This window comes from Methanospirillum hungatei, from assembly GCF_019263745.1.
Lineage (GTDB): Archaea > Halobacteriota > Methanomicrobia > Methanomicrobiales > Methanospirillaceae > Methanospirillum > Methanospirillum purgamenti.
Genome location: NZ_CP077107.1, coordinates 1,712,084 through 1,731,503, shown reverse-complemented (window position 1 = coordinate 1,731,503; position 19,420 = coordinate 1,712,084). Strand labels below are relative to the sequence as shown.

General features: G+C 48.2%; 21 protein-coding genes. 3 read left to right on the top strand and 18 right to left on the bottom strand.

All coding sequences use genetic code 11. The features are described from left to right. Positions 1-9: 9 nt before the first annotated feature. The 11 genes from KSK55_RS08270 to KSK55_RS08220 all read right to left on the bottom strand — a co-directional run bounded on the left by KSK55_RS08270 (position 10) and on the right by KSK55_RS08220 (position 7,259). Positions 10-1,182, bottom strand: coding sequence for an ABC transporter permease (locus KSK55_RS08270; RefSeq protein WP_218606560.1), 1,173 nt, complete (start codon positions 1,180-1,182; stop codon positions 10-12). Then, positions 1,179-1,865 (bottom strand): ABC transporter ATP-binding protein, encoded by a 687-nt coding sequence (locus tag KSK55_RS08265; RefSeq protein ID WP_250545219.1) that lies wholly within the window; start codon positions 1,863-1,865, stop codon positions 1,179-1,181. Before KSK55_RS08265 ends, KSK55_RS08270 begins: the two co-directional genes overlap by 4 nt. A 1-nt stretch (position 1,866) precedes the next feature. Next, a complete protein-coding gene (locus KSK55_RS08260) occupies positions 1,867-3,027 on the bottom strand; it encodes a COG1361 S-layer family protein (protein WP_214420176.1) in 1,161 nt (386 codons plus the stop codon). Beyond that, entirely contained in the window at positions 3,024-3,689 is a 666-nt protein-coding gene (locus KSK55_RS08255) for a Yip1 family protein (protein ID WP_214420177.1), read from the bottom strand. Before KSK55_RS08255 ends, KSK55_RS08260 begins: the two co-directional genes overlap by 4 nt. A 165-nt stretch (positions 3,690-3,854) precedes the next feature. Further along, a complete protein-coding gene (locus tag KSK55_RS08250; RefSeq protein WP_214420178.1) occupies positions 3,855-4,196 on the bottom strand; it encodes a HepT-like ribonuclease domain-containing protein in 342 nt (113 codons plus the stop codon). After that, the gene (locus KSK55_RS08245; RefSeq protein ID WP_214420179.1) at positions 4,193-4,495 is read right to left on the bottom strand and encodes a nucleotidyltransferase family protein; all 303 of its coding nucleotides are present in this window, start codon (positions 4,493-4,495) and stop codon (positions 4,193-4,195) included. Before KSK55_RS08245 ends, KSK55_RS08250 begins: the two co-directional genes overlap by 4 nt. A 108-nt stretch (positions 4,496-4,603) precedes the next feature. Beyond that, on the bottom strand, positions 4,604-4,825 hold the full coding sequence (locus KSK55_RS08240) for a helix-turn-helix transcriptional regulator (RefSeq protein WP_214420180.1): 222 nt from the start codon (positions 4,823-4,825) through the stop codon (positions 4,604-4,606). Positions 4,826-4,834: 9 nt separating this feature from the next. Beyond that, positions 4,835-5,389: a hypothetical protein gene (locus KSK55_RS08235; protein WP_214420181.1), complete on the bottom strand. Its 555-nt coding sequence runs from the start codon at positions 5,387-5,389 to the stop codon at positions 4,835-4,837. A 115-nt stretch (positions 5,390-5,504) separates the two neighbouring features. Then, positions 5,505-5,972 carry a hypothetical protein gene (locus tag KSK55_RS08230; protein ID WP_214420182.1) on the bottom strand — a complete coding sequence of 156 codons (468 nt, stop codon included), beginning with the start codon at positions 5,970-5,972 and terminating at the stop codon, positions 5,505-5,507. Then, positions 5,969-6,247: a UPF0175 family protein gene (locus KSK55_RS08225; RefSeq protein WP_214420183.1), complete on the bottom strand. Its 279-nt coding sequence runs from the start codon at positions 6,245-6,247 to the stop codon at positions 5,969-5,971. The genes KSK55_RS08230 and KSK55_RS08225 overlap by 4 nt, the downstream gene beginning before the upstream one ends. Positions 6,248-6,326: 79 nt before the next feature. Beyond that, positions 6,327-7,259, bottom strand: coding sequence for a magnesium transporter CorA family protein (locus tag KSK55_RS08220; RefSeq protein WP_214420184.1), 933 nt, complete (start codon positions 7,257-7,259; stop codon positions 6,327-6,329). Between the two features lie 236 nt (positions 7,260-7,495). Between KSK55_RS08220 and KSK55_RS08215 the strand changes: the two genes are divergently transcribed. Further along, positions 7,496-7,810 (top strand): DUF5611 family protein, encoded by a 315-nt coding sequence (locus KSK55_RS08215; RefSeq protein WP_214420185.1) that lies wholly within the window; start codon positions 7,496-7,498, stop codon positions 7,808-7,810. A 4-nt stretch (positions 7,811-7,814) separates the two neighbouring features. On the opposite strand, the gene leuS is transcribed toward KSK55_RS08215, so the two are convergent. From leuS to KSK55_RS08180, 7 genes are all read right to left on the bottom strand, one after another. Then, a complete protein-coding gene (gene leuS / locus KSK55_RS08210; RefSeq protein WP_214420186.1) occupies positions 7,815-10,589 on the bottom strand; it encodes a leucine--tRNA ligase in 2,775 nt (924 codons plus the stop codon). An 8-nt stretch (positions 10,590-10,597) separates the two neighbouring features. Continuing rightward, positions 10,598-12,565 carry a PINc/VapC family ATPase gene (locus KSK55_RS08205; RefSeq protein WP_214420187.1) on the bottom strand — a complete coding sequence of 656 codons (1,968 nt, stop codon included), beginning with the start codon at positions 12,563-12,565 and terminating at the stop codon, positions 10,598-10,600. Between the two features lie 163 nt (positions 12,566-12,728). Then, positions 12,729-13,553, bottom strand: coding sequence for an A24 family peptidase C-terminal domain-containing protein (locus KSK55_RS08200; protein WP_256663959.1), 825 nt, complete (start codon positions 13,551-13,553; stop codon positions 12,729-12,731). 52 nt (positions 13,554-13,605) lie between these two features. Next, a complete protein-coding gene (locus KSK55_RS08195) occupies positions 13,606-14,706 on the bottom strand; it encodes a DNA topoisomerase IV subunit A (protein WP_256663958.1) in 1,101 nt (366 codons plus the stop codon). After that, positions 14,693-16,513: a DNA topoisomerase VI subunit B gene (locus KSK55_RS08190; protein ID WP_218606559.1), complete on the bottom strand. Its 1,821-nt coding sequence runs from the start codon at positions 16,511-16,513 to the stop codon at positions 14,693-14,695. The genes KSK55_RS08195 and KSK55_RS08190 overlap by 14 nt, the downstream gene beginning before the upstream one ends. A gap of 4 nt (positions 16,514-16,517) precedes the next feature. Further along, positions 16,518-17,744 carry a histidine--tRNA ligase gene (gene hisS, locus KSK55_RS08185; protein ID WP_218606558.1) on the bottom strand — a complete coding sequence of 409 codons (1,227 nt, stop codon included), beginning with the start codon at positions 17,742-17,744 and terminating at the stop codon, positions 16,518-16,520. Between the two features lie 4 nt (positions 17,745-17,748). Continuing rightward, positions 17,749-18,099: an ABC transporter permease gene (locus KSK55_RS08180; protein ID WP_250545222.1), complete on the bottom strand. Its 351-nt coding sequence runs from the start codon at positions 18,097-18,099 to the stop codon at positions 17,749-17,751. 16 nt (positions 18,100-18,115) lie between these two features. Here KSK55_RS08180 and larB point away from each other — a divergent pair, with 16 nt between their 5' ends. Both larB and KSK55_RS08170 read left to right on the top strand, forming a co-directional pair. Next, a complete protein-coding gene (gene larB, locus KSK55_RS08175; protein WP_218606557.1) occupies positions 18,116-18,892 on the top strand; it encodes a nickel pincer cofactor biosynthesis protein LarB in 777 nt (258 codons plus the stop codon). Continuing rightward, a complete protein-coding gene (locus KSK55_RS08170; protein ID WP_218606556.1) occupies positions 18,889-19,413 on the top strand; it encodes a nicotinamide-nucleotide adenylyltransferase in 525 nt (174 codons plus the stop codon). The genes larB and KSK55_RS08170 overlap by 4 nt, the downstream gene beginning before the upstream one ends. The last annotated feature ends 7 nt before the right edge of the window (positions 19,414-19,420 follow it).

Below are 19,420 nucleotides of genomic sequence, written 5' to 3'. Positions count from 1 at the left end.
TTTTTCCCGTTACTCATGTCTGAGAGCTTCAATTGGCCTCAGATCAGATGCCTTCCATGCCGGATATAATCCTGACAGGATACTGGTTGCAACACCAAAAATCATCCCATAGGGTATCTGGATAAGGCTTGAAAAGGCAAAGAGATATGATGTCTCCTGGAGCATGACGGCAATTGCTGCATACCCCCCGAGAAAGCTTAAAATCCCTCCGATTATGGAGCCGGTAATCCCAAGAATAAGGGATTCGTAGATGAACATACTTCTGACTTCTGCCCGTTTTGTCCCGATTGACCGGAGAATTCCGATCTCACGGTACCGCTCCATAACTGACATCATCATGACATTAAAGATGGAAACTCCGGCAACAATGAGTGATATCCCACCAATGGCCATGGTAAATGTTGAAATTCTGCCGAATGTTTCAAGGATAGTCTCAAGGATGGCTTTGGTGTCATAGACATTGACCTCAGTTTCACGCCTGTTGAGTTGTGCATCTATGGAATCTTTTACCTGATCGATATCTTTCAGGTTCCTGACCTTCACAATCACCTGGTCATACCCGTTGACATCATAAAAGTCCTTGTACCACTGATCTGACGCAACAATGGCATAATCTGGGCTGATATCAAATCCCATTCCCCGCTCATCCAGTATTCCGACAACTCTGACTCCGGCCTCCTCATCGCCAACCAGTATTCTGGATCCAACGGCAAGGTTATTCTCGCTGGCTAGTTTTGCCCCGACCATTACTCCTGATGCACCCCGGAGGAACTGACCTTTTTCCAGTTCAAGAAGGGTCGGGATGTCCTGGGGATCAATGCCATAAATGGAAGCGGCCAGTATCTCCCGCCCGATCCTGATACGGTCACCTCCGGCGTATACCGCAACCACCTCGTTATTTCCAGAAGCACGTCGGATTTGTTCCAGTTGCCGATCTGTAATCCGTTGATCTGTTCCGGTACTCGTCATTCCCTGAAATGAGATATGGGGAGTTACTACAACTGAATCACCGACATCAGTGAGAGAATCTGCAACAGATAAAACCAGGCTGTTACCTAAGATCCCCATTGAAGAGATCGCAACAACACCGATGATGATACCAATGGCAGCGAGAAGGGATCGAAGCCAGTGAATCTGCAGGTTTCTGACAGCAAGACCAAAAAAAAGACGGTGACTACTCATGCTCCCTCCTTTATCTTTCCATCTTCTATCAGGATGACCCGGTCTGCATACTCTGCCGTCCGGGGATCGTGGGTAACCATGACAATCGTCTTCCCTTGTTCCCTACACAGTCTGGTTAACAGGTCCATAATTGCAGTTCCGGTTTTTGTATCCAGGTTTCCGGTTGGTTCATCACAAAGCATGATCTCCGGATCATTGACAAGGGCCCGGGCTATTGCAACCCGCTGCTGTTGTCCGCCGGAAAGCTGACCAGGGCGATGATGCCAGAGATCAGGAGCAAGTCCCACTGCAGCAAGAACCTCTTTGCACCGGTCCGTGCATCCGGTCTCTCCGGTTTTGAGAATGAGTGGATACTGGACATTTTCAAGGGCATTGAGAAGGAGGATCAGGTTAAACTGCTGAAAAATAAAACCCAGTACATCCCGGCGAAGCTCGGTGAGCTGGTCATCAGTCATGGTTTTGATATTTTTCCCGTCGATGATTACCTCACCTGAAGTTGGAATATCAAGACACCCGATCATATTCAGCAGTGTTGACTTGCCTGATCCAGACGGTCCCATAATGGCAATGAATTCCCCTCTTCGGATCTCAAGAGAGATGTGATTCAGAGCCACAACATCTCCTGCAGCCAGGGGGTAAATCTTGGTGACATCAGAAAAGACGATCACCTGCTGTGTACCCATCTTATCCTCGTGGTCTTCGGCTATACCAGACAGCACCGATCACTCCCAGAGCTATAATCACGATTACTCCGATGATAACTGGTGAAAATCCTTCTTCAGCCTGTTTCGGTTTGGGACCGGTTCCTCCACCAAGTTCAACCAGGGTATCAGAAGAAAATTCGTTCCCGTCATTATCCTTAAAGGAGGTTCTGAGGGGGACTTCTGTTACATTTTCATCGGCACGGAATGTCACTTCAAAACTTGCAAAGTCATCAGGCTTGAGTGCACCTACAGCGTATACCTTGAACGGAAATACCGGGACTGCAGGTTCTTTAGAGGTTATCACAACAGCATTTGCCGTTTCAAGTCCAGAGTTTGTGACATCACCGGTTACCCGGAAATGATCCTTATCGGTATCAACCTGTACATTTGAAAGAACAGTATCTGCCTGCTTCCGACTCTTTTTCCCGATCTCGACAGGCAGGGTGTATGAAACCTCATGCTGGTTGATACCATTCTGATACTGCACAATGAATTCAATGGGGGAATCTCCGTATGGTGTCACAGCAAAGGGGATGTCTACAGAATTATCCGGACCCAGGACACCGGTAAAGAATGATGTCGGTGTAATTTCATGTTCACTGTTTTGAGGTATTACGGTGACTCCGGTTACCTGATTATCACGGGGATTCCCGATATGAAGGGTGATATCTTCTTTCTTTCCGGAAACCCAGGTTTCAGGTTTATTGAGGACTGATACCTCGAGGGGGTTTTCCTGAACAATCACCCTGAAAGGATACCGAAGGAAGTTTGCATCCCTGAAGTCAACTGATAGAATGGGATAAAATATCCCAGTTGTTCCTCCGGCCTGGAGGGTATAGGTAAAACTCATGCTATTACCTGCACCAATTGCACCAACCTTCCCATAACTGTCTGAAAGAACTTTAAATTCTTTAGAGAGAAGTTGTGCGGATGATATCGCCACACTTTTTGTTCCGGTGTTTGCAAGTGTTATCGTCACAGTGGCCGTGTCATATGGCATGAGGACAGCCGGGTCAATTGAGAGGTTAATTACCTGTACTTGAGCAGCTGCCGCCTCGTTTTCCGGCAGAAGTTCGGCTGAGCTTATAGAGATTATCAGGAGAATGACAAAAAACAGGGAATATATTGCCCCTCTCTTCATACAGATCCTCCGGTAAAGAGGAGGAGGCTTGAGAGGGTGTATGCAATGTAGATGAGTACTGGAAGTCCTGCAACGATGAGTGCTTTCTTAGCTGGAAGTCCACAGCAGGTTTCAACACCGATTGACCAGATATTTGCCACCCAGATAAGGAAGATGATGGTGACAATGGTTGAGATGATGCTGAATTCATGAAGAGCCGGATCCAGCATCATGGACATGGCTGCCTGGCTAATTTCTTCAGGATTTGTTGATCGGATGGGGCTGATATCTGCCTGTGGGATATAGTATCCGCTTAGGAGAAGCGTGATGATGGTTGCAAAGACAAGGGGAACCATACCATAGCCGCAGATTTCCATGACCCGCTTGAATGTGCCGGTCCCCTGCATTATTTTCTGAAGTCCAAAGAGGATGACTGCAGCAACCAGCCAGATGACAAAGGTTGAGATGAAAGTGGTAATTGCAGCACTAACTGCAGCGATTGTAGCAAGCCCTTCCATCATCCCGGAGAATAATTTCCCTGAGAGTTCTCCCATCATATAGCCGGTTAATGATCCGACAATTGCCATCACAAAGATAATTATGGCTGGAATTTTTAGAGACGGTTCGTTTGTGCATATTGTGCCGAAAAAGGCACGTGGGTTTGTTAAGATTTCCGTTATCATAGTTTCTTCTTATGTTGTAGGTTCTATGACCTGTTATGAGTTATTCATCTCCGGTTCTGTTTAAGCAGTACGAAAGGTTTATCCGGTAATTGAACCATGAGATCCTTTCATATTTTTCAATTAAATCAATTGGGAATACATGAATAGATGTTCAGATCTCCTCTTTCAGGGGGAATACTTACTGATCATGCTGATAATTATGGGAGAGAGTGATACAAGCCGTTCAGTCGCAACCAGAAACAGCAATTCAGGATCGGTTCTGAAATACGAGTGAACCAGAACATTGCGCATCCCTACAATGTCCCTCCATGGAATACCAGGATACTCGGAAAGAATTTCATTCGGGAGGTGATTTACCGCTTCTCCTATGATCATTATCTGGTCCCTGACTGCACTCATTGTCTTCTTGTCATGAGAGAATTCTTCCAGGGTGAGATCATCGATGAATTCAGATATCAATGATATTGCTTCGTTGATGTCATGGAGATAGAGGATCCAGCTTCTCATATTTCAATCGCATCTGCAAGGATTGCTTCCCGAAGTTCTTGACGAATCGCCCGCCTTGGAACAACATCCACTGTTCTCCCGAAAATATCCTCATAGTAGAGTTTCAGACCGGAAAGGTCGAGGAGATCAGCACCGGGAGCAAAGTCTACCAGGATATCTATGTCACTGTCGTCATGAGCATCACCCCGGGCACGGGATCCAAAAAGGGCAAGTTTATCCACGTGATATCGTTCTTTCACGACATTCAGTGAATGATGAAGAGTGGAGAAAATTTCCTCTGATTTTATTGCCGATGTCATAGTGCCTCCTCTTTATTCATCGTGTAGATCATGTTTTATCATTCGTTTCGATATAAAGGCCCGTAGGAATAGATTTTTACTGTTTTCAATAATTAACTCTCTGACCTGTTATGAGTTATTCATCTCCGGTTCTGTTTCATCATCGAAGAAGAACAGTTCTTCAATGCTGGTATGCAGAATGCAGGCGATATGATGGGCCAGCCGGAGGGATGGATTATATTTTCCTTTTTCAAGAAAAACAATGGTCTCCCGCCTGACTCCTGCTTTCTGGGCAAGATCGGCCTGAGTTATTCCCTCTCGAACCCTGAATTCCTTTATCCGGGTGTACACGGCTCCTCCCTAGTAGACATCACCCTTGTGGTTAAAGTACGTCTGAAAGAGGATGGTGCTGATGGGCATGAGGATGATGAGAATAAGGACGACTGATTCTGCCGGAACCTGCATACCTCCAAGACTTATCGCAGTGGCAAGGAGTATTACCACGATATAAGTCAGGTACCAGGAGCAGGCAATCCCATATGTCCCGATACGGAGGGATCGTTCATCCTGCAGTCCAAGCTCACCATCCTGCCTCTTCATCCTCCAGTGTAAAAGGAGGAGGATCATACCAAAAACCATCCCCATAGTAGGTGTTGCCGGTAGGAGTGGGGTCGGTGTAAGGATTCCGGCGAATGATATACCTATACACAGAATACCCATGACCGCAATAATCCGGCGAACCTCTGTGGTATTGTGCTTTTTCAGAAGATACATGGCTCCAATCCCAAGAGCAATCAGGAGAATCCAGATAAGTGCATCATATGAAAATCCTGATGCCAGGTACGTTCCGATTAGAACGACAAGTATCAGGGCAGTTATGGTTATTTCAAGTGTGATGATTGCAGTTCGGTTCATGCTATCACTGTGAGATATTTCTCACACTATGTTAGATATATTCCACTTATGTGAGATAAATCTAACTATATACGTATGATTCAAAAAACCAATGGATAGAACGATAAAAATGATATCAGGTGAACATCTTTGTCATTGTTTCCTTATCAAATCGGAAACCAATGGATATCAGACCCGAAACTGTCTCATTCATGTTCACGAGGTTGTCTTCAGAGCCTTTTAAAAGAATGCCTATCGTGCCGGTAACTGATAGATCAAGAGCTTTTGCAGTTCGTCTCCCTGCTTTATCATCGATGATAAGAGGGAGATTCAGTTCCTTTGCCAGAATTATCGCTTCAGATTCACCAATTCCAAGATATATGTGCAATGTTTCAACTGCAATGATGTCACTGACCTCTTGAATTCTGATCCATTCACAATTTCTGACTTCCAATGCACCAGGTCTGTTTTTTCCATTTATCACAACCTCCTGCCATACTGCATCAGGAATGATTACCTCATCAAAATAATGATGAAGTAATTCCAATTGTCCCAATGCTGAAAGAACAATGAGAGGTGTAGAATTAGTTATGATTTTTCTCATTTGAGAATTTGTTTAAGGGTATTCAGATCCTCTTCAGCATCTTCTATAGAATAAGCAAGGCCAATATTACGACTCATAAGTTCCTCTATCATATCTATTTTGGTTTCAAAACCAGCAATCTCTGCTGCTTTCCCTAATGAAATCCTCCCTTCACGAAATAACTCAACTGCCAGGGATTTTCGGATATATCCTCCAAGTTCATCTGGTTTTATATTTATAAGCCATGGTAATGATTTTGGGAGATCAATGGTTGTCTGGATGGTACTGGATGTCATAAATGCTACTCATACCTGTATGGATAAATTGACTAAGCTGAATATTCTATTAACAACATTTGGAGCATATATTTTTTCACTATAATACTTTCCACCGAACCAGAATAAATAATCCAAGAGCACTTGCTGCAACTGCACAAAACATGATAAACGAAAATGCAAACGGATTATCCTGCAATGGGAGATGAACATTCATCCCATAAATACTCGCGATAAGTGTCGGTAATGAAATTAGAATCGTGATACTGGTCAGGAGTTTCATCACGACATTCACATTATTGTTAATAATCGAAGCAAATGTCCCGGTCATACCCATGATAATGGATGTATAGATATTTGCCATCTCAAGAGCCTGTTTATTCTCAATAACCATCTCCTCGTACAGGTCATGCTCTTCATCGGTCATTTCAAGGATATTGGAGTACGAAAATTTCTCAACCATCAGTGAGTTGGACCGGAGAGATGTCGTAAAAAACACGAGGCTTTTGTGCAGGTTAAAGAGATCAAGGAGAAGTACGTTAGTTGTTGACCGGTGCAGGTTCATCTCAATCTGGCTGGACATCCGGTTGATATCTTTCAGGTACCGGAGAAACCGAAGAGCAGTCCGGTAACAGATCTGAAGTGCAAACCTGGTTCTGGTCCGGGTGTCGAAATTTCTGACCCATCCGGAGAGAAACTCATCAAGAACATCAACCTCGGTGAGGGTGACAGTGATGATCACATGTCCGGTCAGTATGATGCCAATTGGAAGGGTGATATACGGGATTACTGCTTCTTCCGGTTCCCGTCGTGGCGATCTGATCAGAATGAGGACATTTCCTTCATCCACTTCAAAACGTGCCCGTTCATCTACATCAAGGGGATCGGTAAAAAACTCAACCCAGACTCCAAATCGTTCAACAAGAAGTGATATTTCCTTTTCCGTGGGATTGACTACCTTGATCCAGCACCCGTCTTCCCACGTGTCTACCGGAACCAGACCCTCGTGTGTGGTAATATATGCTGAAATCATGGTCTATCCCCACCAGAATAAATGTGAATAATACTGCAGACTGATGGTATAAATAGGGGTAGGGAGAGCGGAACAGGTGTTTCTTGAATCTCTATGGTGGTATGACTGGATTGGAGGGCCATGTACTGAATATATCAGTACAGGTATGAGGATCTGAATGAGCCTATTTATTTTGAGATAAACACTCACCTTTCACCTGTAACACATATCCGCTCACACAACCATTGAGTACTCTTATGCAGGAATATCCGGTTAAACGAACTCACATTAAGGTTCTTCCTGAGAATATTACCGCGAAGATAACCGAACATTTTGGGATCGCTCCTGTAGAAAAAGACGGGTGGTACACGCTTTCATTTGGCGCCCTTGAATCAATGCAAGTAAAACTGGGAGAGGCAAAAAAATCTATTATCATTGCGACTGTCTCAAAGCAGGGGATAGAAGATGAACAGATTATCCTTGATACCAACAAGCGTTTCCGAAGATATCTGGATGATGTAACCGGGTACTCAACCAAGGACCGGGTAAAAAAAGCAAAAACAGTAGAATAAATTTCTACTCTATTATTATTGCCGGTTTGAAGGGAAGGGCTGATCCTGCCTTCATGTGATGGCATGCATCTGCTGGTACTACTTCTATCTCAAGTTTTGTGTCGTCTACCAGAAATGCTGATGCACCTTTGAATATTGCAAGTTCATCTGGTTTTTGTGAGACAATCCGGTCAACGAGGTCGGATGGGAGTTTGTGGAAGAGATTTGTACACTGTTTTACTGCATCTGCAGCCTCTCTACCCCGTGTTTTTATATCCTCCTTCTGCATGACATCCCGAATGACATTCTTCTTGTCCGGTGCTTCGGCGATGAGTGTTAAGATATCCCATTTCCAGGAAGGTGCAACACAAATGGTCACTTTCCGAGGCGGTGTCTTCAGGATCCGAAGAATTGATTCGATGTCTTCTACCGTTCTGACTAGAAGTTCTTCTGCAATCTCTGCAGGATCATCCATCTTCGCAGTATCTGATTCAGGCCAGGGTGCGAATGAGACCAGACCGTCTCCGATTTCCTTCCAAAGATCCTCACAGGTAAATGGGATAATTGGAGCAAGTAGTCTTACCCATGTGGAACAGAGCGTCTTCATGGCAGTCTTTCCGGGAGGATTTTGACCAAGACGGCGTTTGTACCATTTCAGATCAGATTCAAATCCGAAGAATGCCTCCTGAAGTGCCTGCCTTGTCTGGAAGTTCTCCATGGCTGTAGTTACTAGTGAAATATGATTCTGCATCCGTGAGATAAGCCATCGGTCAATATCCGTATCAGGGCCGTCAGATGCAAGTCCTTCTCTGATAGTCTGTGCGAACCGCTCGATCTGTTTCTTGGTGGAAGAGACAAGTTCATTTCTCCAGTCAAAGTCCTGCCAGGGTTCACCTGAACCTATCAGGAACATTCTGACGGTATCAGCACCAAAGTCATTGATTGCATCCTCAAGCAGGTACACATTCCCCTTTGATGAAGACATCTTTGCCCCGTTTAAGAGACCCATTCCAAAGACCACCATGCCATGAGGGAGGCATTCTTTTGGGAATATTGTGCAGTGGTGGAAGAGCTGGAACGTCAGGTGATTGGAGATGAGATCTTTTGCCGAGAACCTGAAGTCGTACGGGTACCAGTACAGGAACTCCTTTCTCATACCGTCAAGCCGTTCCCGCTCGGGGAGTCCTTCAGAATCTTTTCCAAGGAATATGTAATCAAAGACTGCAGGAGTCAGGAGATTTGGATCAATATGTTTGATTCTGGAGGCAATGGTGTAATACGCCATGTAGATGGTTGAGTCAGAGAGTGGCTCGATAAGCCAGTCCGGATCCCATGGCATTTTTGTACCAAGACCAATACGTCGTGAACATGCCCAGTCCTTCAGCCAGTCAACAGTTCTGAAAAACTCTGCCCTGACCTCCTGGGGGACAAGTTCCATATCCTCAAGATGATCCTTGACCTGCTGTTTCCATGCCTCATCACTATATTCAAGGAACCACTGGTCATGGAGGACTTTCACAAAAACCCTTGATCCACACCGGCACACAACCGGCCGGGTGTCAAACTCGTACATGATACCGGAATGGTGTTTTTCAGTCAGAACCTGGGCGATCTCATCCCTGGCAAACTTGACTGGTTTTCCACCGTACTGTTCGTACATTTTTCCGGTTGCATGTTCGGCAGAATACACTGACTGAGTCAGTTCCACAAGATTTGGATCATCCTGGTTGATGATGTCAGCCTTTTCGACTGCTTCAACAGCAGGGAATTCGCCATATCCTTCTACTTTTATAAGTCCGACTGGTTTGATCTCAGTATACTGACCTTTTCGCTGCAGGTCACGGAGAGCGATGTAGTCATACGGTGCATGAGCCGGGACACTCATCACCAGACCGGTTGCCATGTCCGGATCAACAAAGACTGCAGGAAGGATGGGGATCTCTCCACAGAACGGATGGCTGACGACCTTGTCTACGAGATCTGATCCAGGAATGGTACCAATCTCATTGACCTCATGATCCTGCAGGGAGATCTTCTCCATGGCTTGTCTGGAGAGGATCCATTCTTTTCCATCAACGCGGGCCCTGACATATTCTACCGTGGGATTGACCCAGAGGTTGGTAACACCATAGATGGTCTCTGGCCGGAGAGTTGCACAGGGAATGAATACATCTCCGAACTGGAACATGATAAGAGTGAATTTCTGGATTTCAGCCTTGTCACCCTCAAGGAGATCATGGTCACCGACCGGATTTTCACACTGGGGACAGTACCTGACCGGATGAGCTCCTTTGTTCACATGGCCTGCTTCCCGGAGATGGTACCACTGCCATTCGATAAACTTGCTATAGGTGGGCTCAACCGTGGTAAACCGTCGTGACCAGTCGATAGAAAGACCGGCCTTTGTCATGACCCGTTCATATTCGTTTGAAAAATGGTTGACGATGTTTAACGGATCGGTAAAGGTCTCAAGGACATCTGCCGGAACCCGGTACAGATCCCGGTAGAGTTTTATGGCACTCTCATCCCGCCGTGCAATCCGTTTTGAGATACCGATAACCGGGGCACCGGTGACATGAAATGCCATTGGATAGAGGACTTCCCTTCCCCTCATCCGCCAGAACCGGGCGACAACATCAGGAACAATGTATGTCCGGCCATGACCGACATGCATGGCACCACTTGGGTACGGGTAGGCAACGGTCAGGTAAAATTTCTTTTTTTCAGAGGGGGTGGCAATAAACACCCCGTCCCATTGTTTCCGAATAGCAGCTTCTAAAGCCTGTGTCTCTTCCGTCATTCACACCCTCACACTGTTTTGAGCCTGATGGGTTCGCCTTCGTTATACCTACGCAGCATCTCCTGTGCTATAGTGCTGTTTTTGGCCAGGTGTATCTCGCCTGAATCATTCACAGTAGCAGTGAACAGGTATTCCCGACCGGCAAATACGTCCACGATCTTTCCGGTATTGTCTGGAGAGATGATGGAAAGTTGTTTCTTGTCAATCCTGACCTGGAGACCATCACCAAGCGTTAACTCCTCCCGATCAGGCTGGCCTGGTGAGAGTGCTTTTACCTTCTTAGCAAGTTCTGATGATGGTCTGATATCAATACCAACACCGACTTTATTGACAATTGCAGCGATGTTTTTCCCGCCTTTTCCTATCGCTGCGGGTACATCCCGGTCATCGATATAGACGACTGCCTTTGTTGCAGAGAGCATCTCAACACTGACCTCACCGCCGGTATATCTTCCGATCTCCCGCTGGATGTCACGTTCAGTAATTGCCCATACGTTTGTCTCTTCTTCTTCGTCAGGTTCCTCGTCATCAGATGCTTTTTCCTCGACTGGTTCCTCTTCTGGCTCGGCATGGATGACGGTCTCTTCCGGAGGAACATACTTCTCGGAGTTGTCAGGTTCTTCTTCCTCTTCCTCAACCGGCAGGACAATGGTCTCGGTGCCGTATCTGAAGATTTCAAAGATGGGGAGGTTGGTCTTTACATCTGAAACAGTGGTGACCGGCCTTATCTGCATTTCAGAATCAATCCCCTCTGGGACTTTCATAGAGAAGGCAGTTGAGCATATCTGGTGTATCTGCCCGTCTCTGACATAGATCATGCTGCCAAAGATCTGGGCAAGAACCGAGAAGTCAAGCCGGTCTGCGAATCGTTGGAGTGCCTCGTGGGGTGATACGGCATGAATGATTCCGATCATCCCGATACCGGCAAGCCGCATGTCAGCAAATACCTCAAAATCCTCGTTTCTGCGAAGTTCATCAAAGATGACAAAATCAGGTCTGACCAGGAGGAGTACATCAGCAGTATTGGCCATACTCCCGTCAAGGGCACTGTACTGGGTTATCTGGTCTGGAACAAGCATCTCACGTGGCTGTTCCATCGTTTTGATTATGACTCCTTCATCACAGAGGTAGGTTGCGATTGCCTGGGCAAGGGTGGTCTTTCCACATCCCGGTGGGCCGGTGATAAGAATACCTGGCTTTTCTCCCCGAAGCATCTGCTTGATGAGATCAGATTCGGCATAGTCTTCCAGTGCGAGGTCAACAATCGGCCTGACTGCAGTAATCTCCATTCCATCAGAGAACGGACGTCTGGTTATTGATATCCGCATTGATCCTATCTGGACAACGGTTACTCCCCGCTTTTCTATCTCGATAAATCCGTCAGGGTCACGTTTTGCACGCTCAAGGATCTCCTGGGCGATCATTCGCAGTTCGTATTCCGTGCAGAGTTGGTCACGAAGGGTCATCGTCTCGGTCTTTTGGATGGTCCCTTTTCGTGCAACCGGCTTTGCCCGTTCTTTCAGATAGACGGCGATGGTATGTTCATCAAAAAACTGGTCTATGGCAAGCGGAGTGAAATCTTCCACCTGTGGCCGGAGATAGAGGACATCAAGGCCTTTTGCCTTTGCAACCTCTGACTGGACCACGTCACTGGTGATAAACCTGGCTCCGTAATCAATGGCTACTTTTCGGATGAGTGCATCTATTTCACCGCCACTGGCAAGCTTTACTTGCTCAAGGGTGGGGCGGACACCAACAAATTCTATCGATATTATACCCTGTTCGGCTAGTTTGCAGAGCTCCTGGAGTTCTGTAAGGCCTGAGAAACCTATTTCTCTTCCCTGGTTTGCCTGGGCCTCCAGTTCAGCAACAACTGCTTCCGGTATTATTATATGGGCTCCGTTATATTCTCCGGTATCAATTAGATTGGTGATGCGTCCGTCTATTACGACGCTGGTATCAGGAACTATTTTCAAATATTTTCACCGGGTTATAATTGGTCATTCATTCCTTTTATTATATACCTATTCTCGCTCAAAATCGCGTTCTGATATTTCTTTTCCGGTGATTGTCACCTTCTGATCCCCGGCATCAGGAAGGATGGCAGGACTGGTCAGGAAAAACAGGTGTATGGGTATTCTATGGCATGAACAGAGAGAGGAGAGCCATGAAAAAGTCACCCAGAACCAGTGCGGTCAGAAATCCTGCAGTGATGGGAATGAGGAAGGGAACCCCATAACTTATCCACACCGTTCCGGCTTTCTTATAGAGTTCAAGTTCTTTCCTGTATTGATTCGGATTTTCTTTAAGGGATTTTGTGTACACCCGCTTTCCTCCGGCCAGCATGTCCCTGATTGCCGCCCTGACCGGGATGAATGATCGGGTGAGAACTCCATCTGTCTCGTCAAAATGTTCCATGACAATACCAAACTCATCTGCTATCGTCTCACCCTTGACCGGGTATCCCAGGAAGAGGTAGGGAAGGGGGGCCTTGTTTCCTTTGACCAGGTTCATGATGAAGAAGGCCACCGGCAAGAGCAGGTTCAGGACGACGGCATTAAAGAGGGCACTAAAGGGAAGAAAGACATAGGGGGGAAAACCGAAGAGCGGGTATCCGGTGAGGGGGACAAAGGGGAAACACGGGACCAGTACGGTTATCAGGATGAGTGCCTTGGTATCTGCCATTCCCATGAGATGAAATCTCGTGAAGAGATAGAACGCAACGACAAAGAAGAGGATCAGGGGAATGAGTGGCATCATATAGGGGAGGGAGCCTGAGGTGATGACCGAGTACCAGAACCATATCAGCATCGGGATGCCGATGGCAACCGCCGGGTACCACATCACTACCGGAACAGCCCGTTCCCTGATATCTTCCCGACATCCATAGAGGAGCGTCACCAGAAGAACAATTGCATTGATAAGTAAAGGGATCATTATCGGAGGAAGTGAGAACGGATCCATATGGTAAGATCAGGGAGGAAAAAGGATATAGTGATAGTGATTGGTGCCGGATTTATCTCCGTAATATACCCATGTCGGAGAGTCTGGCCGGCAGGTATTCATCCGTGACAAAATCAAGACCCCGTGCTGCAAATGCCTGCTGTTCTGACTTCAGGTTTAGTGCCAGCTGCAGGTTTATCTGTTCTTTCCAGTAGTCGCCTGCAAACCGGGGATCAGTCAGTTCTGCCTTGAGAGCAGCGATATCCTGCTCAGTCAGGGAATCGGAAGGAAGGTCATAGTCCCTGATATCGGATGGCTGCACCCCAATGAACCGTGAGGATGGAGTAACCAGTATCTCTGATATATGGGCACTCTTTATCGCCCCGTATGCAACACTTGCAAAGATTCGGTATGACCACGGGTCACCATCGGTAAACACGGTGACCGGGAGCTGGAACTCACTGGCCAGCCGGTTTAGGACTCTCCGGGTGGATCGTGCCGGCTGTCCTTTCAGGTGGACAAGAATAGCCTGGTACTTCTCGTCAAACCCGTTCTCGATAAGCCGGGCATACATACCACCGGTCTCGATGGCAATGACCATCTTTGCATCATGCTCGACAAATTCGAGGGAATCAACATTGGTCGGGATCTGGTATCCTGACTCACCGATATCATCCTGGCAGTGGAGTTCCCTCGTTCCCCGTCTTGTATCCTCACGGATCTTGAGTGGTCCGAAGATACTTGCCCCGTCTTCTTCAGGCCGCAGGTGAAAGTGTTCACGCTGGACATCGGTCAGGATCTCAAGGTCTTCTACTAGCAGATTTGAATCATTCTGTGCACCAAATTTTGCCCGTTTCCAGCCTTCGGAGATGTAATACAGTTCTCTGAGCGTTGATGACCGGTTTTCAGAGATCTGATGTTTTAAAAACCAGATGACATATGCCATCTTGAGGATATGCAGAGCACTCTTCTCTGTTCCTGCTTCCCGAAGCCGCTCCCGGTCGCCGTACTTCCATACCTCGGCCTCTTCATCATAGGCGATATTTTTTTTTGTCCGGGTTGGCATGGTGACGGAGGGAAGTTCGCCCCTGGTCATCTGCTCGTACCACTTCTCCGGAATGGCAAGCAGCCGTTTGATGGTGTTTTCCCTGATATCTTCCTTACGACCGGTCAAGATCTACCACCACTTTCTTCTTTTCATCAACACCCCTGATGTCAATCATTCCATTCCCGGTTCCCGTATAGCTGAGCTTCCAGCCCTCACCGCCGGCAAGCCTCATCTGCCAGACTGCGGACTTGTCAGTTCCCATCTCTTCAACAAAGACTGCCGGGGGATCTGAGGTACTGACATCATCGACGGTGATCACATACAGAGTCAGATCAAGGGCGTGGGATGTATAATTCTGAATAGACACGTTCACGATCCCTTTATCGGTCCATTTCTTTGCAACCAGTCGTCGCATGATCTGGCCCTCAATCGGGGTGATATCAGGGACCGGCTTTTCAATGGTCTCTGCAACCTTTGTCGCAATCTCAGGGATGATGGCACAGATTGCCCGGGCACGCTCTTCAGACAGTCTGCTTTTGTCTCGTCGTGAGAGGAAGGTCTTGAGATCCCGGCCTAGTTCCTGCAGTGCAAGGGTTACCTCCCGCTCAATCTCCGGTATTGACGCGATGGCATCCTTGCTTTCACTGGTAAAGGGAACATTGGTTGAGGCAACATGAACCAGGATGAGGACCGGCCCGGTTGGCAGTCCTGACTGGCTGATATTATATGCCCGCCAGTTTACCGTGCTGATACATCCGGTGATGGCACAGGCTCCCTGTTGGTACATAAGGGGAACCCGGTTTGCAAACCGCATGATCCGGGCATTGCCTTCAGCCTCCAGTTTCCCTCCATATCCAAGGGCAGCCTCGACGATGAACGGGTGACCATGGTATACACTGGCCGGTCGGGTCCGTGCAGAACAGAAATCGAATTGAAACTCTTTCTCAAGACCCTGCCTGATGAGGACTTCCCCAATCGGTGAGAGACACTGGTTTGCCGGCGGTGGTGGGACCTTTGCCTGCTGCATGGCGGACTGAAGACGTGCAAGACCATCGGCATCCAGTTTATTGGCTTTTGTCGTCTCTTTGAGCCCGGCGAGCTGGATGATCTCATGGGCTGTCTTCAGGCCGACCCTGGAGAAACTATTGATAAGAAATGGTTCAAGTGGCTCTTTCGAACCGGCTGCTATTCGTTTGAGTTCTCCAAGTTCAACTCCGTGCGGATGAGGGAGTATGGCCTGAGGGGGGATGATCGGTTCATCACTGGCCCGGTCAAAGATGATTGCTTCCCCGTCTATCTCTACCCTGAGCCGGGCATGGGGGTTGACCACCGAGGTATACCGCAGGTATTCAACCAGCCTCTTCCTGGCGGTGAGGGAGCTCTTAAACTCAATTTCTATTCTGGTCCCATGTACCCGGTCCCATGTGGTCTCTTCCCTTTTCAGGATCTCAGGCTCATTGGTCTCGGTTTTTATCTGGACCTGGAACCGGAATGCCGGACGGTCAGACCCGCACCGGGAGATAACAAGCGTCGGTCTGCCACTTGTCAGCTGGGCATAGAGGACGGCGGCAGATATCCCGATACCCTGCTGTCCGCGTGACTGCCTGATCTGGTGAAACCGTGAACCATAGAGGAGTTTTCCAAAGACATAGGGGATATTATCCGGAACAATGCCTGGCCCGTTGTCCTCCACAACAACCTTAAAGATATCCCCCTCCATCCGGAAGATACCAAGATAGATATCAGGAAGGACTCCTGCTTCCTCACAGGCGTCAAGGGCATTATCAATCGCTTCTTTTACTGTGGTGACTATGCCACGGGTCGGGGAGTCAAAACCGAGAAGATGTTTGTTCTTCTCAAAAAATTCAGCAACACTTATACTTCGCTGTTGTTTTGCAAGATCATCAGCATGAGCAGGTTTTGGTGATGCCATAAAATTATGCGGATGTCAGTTTCTCTATTGCCTCATCGGCGGTGACCTTCTCCTGGGTTCCAGCCTTCAGGTCTTTGAGGGTAATGGTCCCGGTTGCAACTTCTTCCTTTCCGATGATGATCGCAAAGTCTGCACTCTTTCCTGCAGCCTTCATCTGGGCTGAGAAGCTCCGGTCCATCAGGTCGGTCTCGGTGATGATACCATTCATCCTGAACTGCTCGGCTACCGTGAGAGCATAGTCCCGTCCTTCACTTGTGGTGATGATCATCACCTGCGGCTGCCAGGGGATCCAGCTCTCCTCTCCCAGAGCGACCATCACCCGGTCAAAGCCGATGGCAAATCCGGCCGACGGGGTATCTTCTCCTCCAAAGAGATGGGCAAGACGGTACGCACCTCCACCAAGGATCTGGTTTTCGGCACCCAGCCCCTCGGCAAAGCATTCAAAGACAACCCCGGTATAGTAATCAAGGCCCCGGGCAATGGCCGGGTTAATCTCGTACGGAATGCCGGATGCGTCAAGGATGGCAAACATCTCCCTGATCCGGACAGCCTCCGGTATCTCTCCGATGACTGCAAAGACATCATCAAGGGTCCGGGCACCACACAGCCGGATGAGGGGATCACACAGCTGGTCCTGTCCGATGTCACGGAGGTATGTGACTGCGGCTTCTTCCTCCCGCTTGTCAAGAAATGCCCGTATCTTCTTCTTGTCGGCATCGGCAAGATCAGCGAGGAGAGTCCGCATAAAAGAGAGATGACCAATGCGGAGAACAAACTTCACTCCTGCGGTCCTGAGAAGGTCATATCCGAGCGTGATAACCTCGGCATCTCCCATGGCAGAGTCTGCACCGATTAGTTCTGCACCAAACTGCCAGAACTGACGGTATCTTCCCTTTTGTGGGCGTTCATACCTGAAACAGTCGGCAAAATAACACCATTTGATTGGCTTGTTAAGAGATCGCCCCTCTTCAACATACGTCCGGAGGACCGGTGCGGTCAGTTCTGGCCTGAGTGCAAGAGACCTGCCGCCCTTGTCCTCAAACACGTACATCTCATTGATGATCCCTTCTCCTGACCGGATGGTGAAGAGCTCCAGTTCTTCAAATACCGGGGTTGCTATCTCCCGGAATCCATAGAGTCGTGCCCGTGCCCGCATCCGTGCTTCTATCTCACGACGCCGTTCCATCTCGTCAGGGAGCATATCCCGTGTCCCGCGTGGTTTTTGTATCATAATGTTACCTTCTGGTATTTTTCCGGGGAACACTCCCGAAGAACCTGGTTATTGCCGGTTCGTTTGTCCAGATCTTCTCTCTCTCCTCTTTTCCCTGAAGGTACAGGCCAAGCAGGACAATCCCGGTCCCAAGGATGGAGACCTCCGGCCACAGAAAGACGATACCTGCACCAGCGGTTGCAAGCGCAGTCTGGTATACTCCGTGTATTGAGGCTTTCCTGTACCCGGGAAGGAGGGACCGTGCCCATATCCGGATATCACGAAGCCAGAGGAAGATACAGACAAGAACGCCAAAGACCGATATCAGAAAGAGAATACTCATCGCAATGAACCTATTATGTACTGTTTCTTGCATATCGTACTTATTCCATATGGAGAAAGGACTGGATCTGAAACACATTCTGCAGGCAGCATATGATCATACCTTGAGTCCGGATGAGGCTCTGGCACAGATATGTGCTGAATCTGTTCTGCCGGTCGGCTCGGTAGCATGTCTTGATATGTCCAGGAAGGCCCGGTGCGGAATCCCTGAAGTAATCCTTGCAGAAGGAAAAGAGCCTGCTCATCTCCGTTCTATTGTTGAAAGTTATGTTATGTCCGCCGGCAGATGCATCATATCCCGACTTGTCCCTGAACGTGCTTTCCCTCTCATGGAATGGGCACGGAGTGAGGATATTTCATCTGTATGGTCGGATGAAGGGCGCGTTCTGGTCCTTGCGAAGGGGACTACAATTGAAAAGACCGGAGGAGTTGTCGGGATCATCACCGCCGGCACGTCTGATATCAGGGTTGCCGAGGAGGCCCGGGTTATAGCTGAAGAGATGGGCTGTGAGGTCCGCAGGGCATATGATGTCGGTGTTGCCGGGATTCACCGCCTCTTCCCGGTCATTCGCGAGATGGACGGATGTCATGCGTTCGTCGTCGCGGCGGGAAGGGAAGGGACTCTTCCGTCTGTGGTAGCAGGTCTTGTGGATCGTCCGGTTATCGGGGTGCCGGTCTCAACCGGGTACGGATACATGGGCGCAGGTCAGGCTGCTCTTGCCAGCATGCTTCAGTCTTGTTCGGTCCTGACGGTGGTCAATATTGATGCAGGATTTGTTGCCGGTGCCTCTGCCGCAATGATCGCAAACCTGGTGGTGAGATCATGATTCGGGCTCTTTATATTGGTAGGTTTCAGCCCTATCACAACGGTCACCATTATGTGATAAACCAGATCGCAAAAGAAGCAGACGAACTCATCATTGGGATTGGCAGTGCTCAGATGAGTCATGAACCTGCAGATCCTTTCACTGCCGGAGAACGGGTCCTTATGATCACTGGTGCCCTTCAGGATCTGCACAAACCACTGTATGTCATCCCGCTTGAGGATATCAATCGCAATGTATTGTGGGTATCACATGTCCGTGCAATGACACCACCATTTCACCGGATTTACTCAGGGAACCCGCTTGTCATCCGGCTCTTTCATGAGGCCGGGATTGAGGTACTCAGTCCTGCTCTGTATGAGCGGGCAACATTATCAGGGACGAAGATCAGGGGCCGGATTGTCAGTAACGAGCTTTGGGAAGACTATGTTCCTCCTCCAGTTGTCAGAGTGATTCAGGAGATAGACGGAATATCCAGAATAAGGGCACTGAACCAGGATGATGGGGACTACCCCGGATTATAAGGAGATG